Annotated in this window: 3 protein-coding genes and 1 pseudogene; all 4 read right to left on the reverse strand. The window is 68.9% G+C overall.

Annotation, left to right across the window (positions count from 1 at the left end; genetic code table 11):
- Nucleotides 1-149 precede the first annotated feature (149 nt).
- The gene (gene speB, locus AC1DOC_RS25215; protein ID WP_478130727.1) at nt 150-1,106 is read right to left on the reverse strand and encodes an agmatinase; all 957 of its coding nucleotides are present in this window, start codon (nt 1,104-1,106) and stop codon (nt 150-152) included.
- A 15-nt stretch (nt 1,107-1,121) separates the two neighbouring features.
- Complete coding sequence (locus AC1DOC_RS25220; protein WP_015867460.1) at nt 1,122-1,940, reverse strand: ABC transporter permease; 819 nt, start codon at nt 1,938-1,940, stop codon at nt 1,122-1,124.
- Nucleotides 1,941-1,962: 22 nt separating this feature from the next.
- On the reverse strand, nt 1,963-3,207 hold the full coding sequence (locus tag AC1DOC_RS25225) for an ABC transporter permease (RefSeq protein ID WP_478130728.1): 1,245 nt from the start codon (nt 3,205-3,207) through the stop codon (nt 1,963-1,965).
- Nucleotides 3,208-3,237: 30 nt separating this feature from the next.
- A pseudogene (locus AC1DOC_RS25230) lies at nt 3,238-3,432 on the reverse strand (ABC transporter substrate-binding protein); the annotation flags it as partial.

The raw sequence follows: 3,432 nt of genomic DNA on the forward strand, positions 1-3,432 counted from the left end.
GCACCACGGCAGCGCCCATCGTGCACAGGGCATCGGGTGCTCCCCGCAGCGAAATAAAGGAGGAGCCGAAGGCGGGGGACATTCGCGGAGGGGAGTACCCGGTGGCCTTTGCACGCGCCCTGAAAACAGCAGCGTCCACGCAAAGCCCCTCACCGATAAGGCACCCCAGGCAGCACACACAACATCTCATACAGAAGATTGGCCCCCAGCAGCGCGGTGTTCCCGCTGACGTCGTACGGCGGGCTGACCTCCACCAGATCGGCCCCGACGACGTTCAAGCCCCGGCAGCCGCGCACGATCTCCAGCGCCTGTGGCACGGTGAGCCCGCCGATCTCGGGCGTGCCCGTACCGCCGGCAAACGAAGGGTCGATGCCGTCGATGTCGAAGCTGATGTAGACCGGGTGCGCCGGCCCGATGCGCTCGCGCACCTGCGCCATCAGCGGCGCCAGCGACTGGTACCAGACCTCGTGCGCCTGCACCACCGTGAAGCCCTGCTGGCGCGGCCAGTCGAAATCGTCCGCCGCGTAGCCGGTGCCGCGCAGGCCGATCTGCCAGACCTTGTCGCAGGCCAGCAGGCCTTCCTCGACCGCGCGCCGGAACGGCGTGCCGTGGGCAATGCGCTCRCCGAACATGTCGTCGTTGACGTCCGCATGCGCATCCACATGCACCAGCGCGACCGGGCCATGCTTGCGCGCCACCGCGCGCAGGATCGGCAACGCGATGGTGTGGTCGCCGCCGAGCGTCAGCGGCGCGCAGCCGGTGGCCAGCACCGCGCCATAGAAGTCCGAGATGATGTCGATCGATTTTTCGAGCGAATAGGTGTTGATCGGCACGTCGCCCAGGTCGGCCACGTTCAGCCGGTCGAAAGGCGCCGCGCCGGTGGCCATGTTGTAGGGCCGCAGCAATRCCGACTCGGCGCGGATCTGGCGCGGCCCGAAGCGCGCGCCCGGCCGGTTGGAGGTGCCGATGTCCAGTGGCACGCCGATGAAGGCCGCGTCCAGCCCCTCAGGCGAAGTTGCGGACGGCAGCCGCATCATCGTGCCGGGACCGGCGAAGCGCGGCATCGTGTTGCCGCCGAGCGGCTGGTTCGGTGTGGCGGTGGGCATGGTGCGTGTGCGGGTTCAGCGCCGCCGGCCGCGCAGCCATTCGAGCGCGAGCAGCAGCGTGGTGGTGAAGACGATCAGCAGCGTTGCCACGGCGGCGATGGTGGGCGAGATGTTCTCGCGGATGCCGGTGAACATCTGGCGCGGCAAGGTCACCTGATCGGGCCCCGCGAGGAACAAGGTGACCACCACTTCGTCGAACGAGGTGGCAAAGGCGAACAGCGCACCCGAGATCACGCCCGGCGCAATCACCGGCAGCGTGACGCGCATGAAGGTTCTGAACGGTGTCTCGCCCAGGCTCAGYGATGCACGCACCAAGTTGTGGTTGAAGCCCGCCAGCGTGGCCAGCACGGTGGTCAGCACAAAGGGCGCACCCAGCGCCGCATGCACCACGATCAGCCCGATGTAGGTGTCGGCCAGCCCGAGCGGCGCGAAGTAGAGATACGTGGCGACGCCCACCACCACGATCGGCACCACCATCGGCGAGATCAGCACGCTCATGAGCAGGCCCTTGAAGGCGAAGCTCGTGCGCGACAGCCCCACCGCCGCCAGCGTGCCCAGCACAGTGGCCAGCACCGTGGCGGCCGGCGCAACGATGAAGCTGTTGCGTGCCGCGCGCCCCCACTCGGGCGAATCGAAGAGGTTGCGGTACCACTGCAGCGACCAGCCCCGGATCGGGTAGGCCAGGAACGAGCTGTCGGAGAACGACAGCGGAATCACCACCAGGATCGGCGCCAGCAGAAAGGCCAGCACCGCGATGCAGCCCGCGCGCACCGCCCACCAGCCGAGCTTGTCGGCGAAGGTGGCATAGGCCGGGAATTGGGGAAGCTTGAACATGCGTGTCGGTCCTTCGTGCCGCTCAGCCGAGGCTCAGCTCGGCCTTGCCGATGCGGCGGTACACCGCATACAGCACCAGCGTGGCGGCGAGCAGCACGGCGCCCAGCGCGCAGGCCATGCCCCAGTTGATTTCCACGTTGGTGTAGCGCGCGATGTAGTAGCTCAGCATCTGGTCGTCCGCGCCGCCGAGCAGCGCCGGCGTCACGTAGTAGCCGATGGCCAGGATGAACACCAGCAGCGCGCCGGCGCCAATGCCCGGGTAGGTTTGCGGCACGTACACGCGGAAGAACGCCGCCAGCGGCGAGCTGCCCAGCGAGACGGCCGCGCGCAGGTAGGTGGGCGGCACGCTCTTCATCACGCTGTAGAGCGGCAGGATCATGAAGGGCAGCAGGATGTGCACCATCGCGATGATCACGCCGGTGCGGTTGAACAGCAGCGCCAGCGGATGGTCGATCAGGCCGATGCCCATCAGGCCGCGGTTGACCAGCCCCTCGGACTGCAGCAGCACGATCCAGGCCGCCACGCGCACCAGGATGGAAGTCCAGAACGGCACCAGCACCAGGATCATCAGCACGTTGGCCTTGCGCGCCGGCAGCGTCGACAGCCACCAAGCCAGCGGATAGGCCAGCAGCAGGCAGAAGAAGGTGACCACGGCGCTGATGTTGAAGGTGCGCAGCAGGATGCCGGCAAAGGCGCGCTGGTCGGCGGGCATGCGCTCCACCTCGCCGGCCACGTCGCGCCGCAGGTCGACCGAGGCGAGCAGGTAGTCGGGCGTCCAGCGCGAACCGTTCTTGGCAATCGCCTGCCAGAACGGCAGCTCGCCCCAGCGCGGATCGATCTCCAGCATGCGCGCCTTGACCTCGTCCGGCGTGCCGGCGATCGGCAATGCCCGGAAGGTGCCCATCACCAGCGAGCGGGCGCCTGCGATCTCGGTGTTGAGGCGGCGCGCCAGGGCGCCCGCGTCGGAGCTGTCGGGCAGCTGGGCGAGGTCGGCCGCGATGGCGGCATAGGCCGCGGGCGCGGGCGCCTCCTTGCGGTTCCAGCCGTCGAGCGCGCGCACGGTGCGCGGCAGCGCGTTGGCACCCTCGGGGTTCTCGACCGCGCGCTGCAGCAGCGCCACGATCGGCACCAGCAGCGTCAGCAGCAAAAACACCAGGAGCGGCGCCGTGAGCGCAAAGGCGCGCCACTTGCGGCGCGACTCGGCGCGCGCCAGCGCACGCCGGAGCTCGCCCGGCGGCGCCTCTGCGAAGGCCTGGGGGACAGGCATTGCCGCTTGCATGGCCTCTTGCCTGCCCGCTTACTGCGTGGCCCAGGATGCGAAGCGCTTCTCGAGCGCCTCGCCCTGGTCGGCCCAGAAGCCGACGTTGAACTGCAGCGCGTCCTTGGCGTTGGTGGCCGAGGTCGGCAGGTCGGCCAGCACCTTGGGGCTGAGCGAGGCCAGTGCCTTGGTGTTGGTGGGGCCGTAGGCGATGTTCTGGGCATAGACCGACTG

The sequence above is a fragment of the Variovorax sp. 01T439_2 genome (assembly GCF_056398445.1).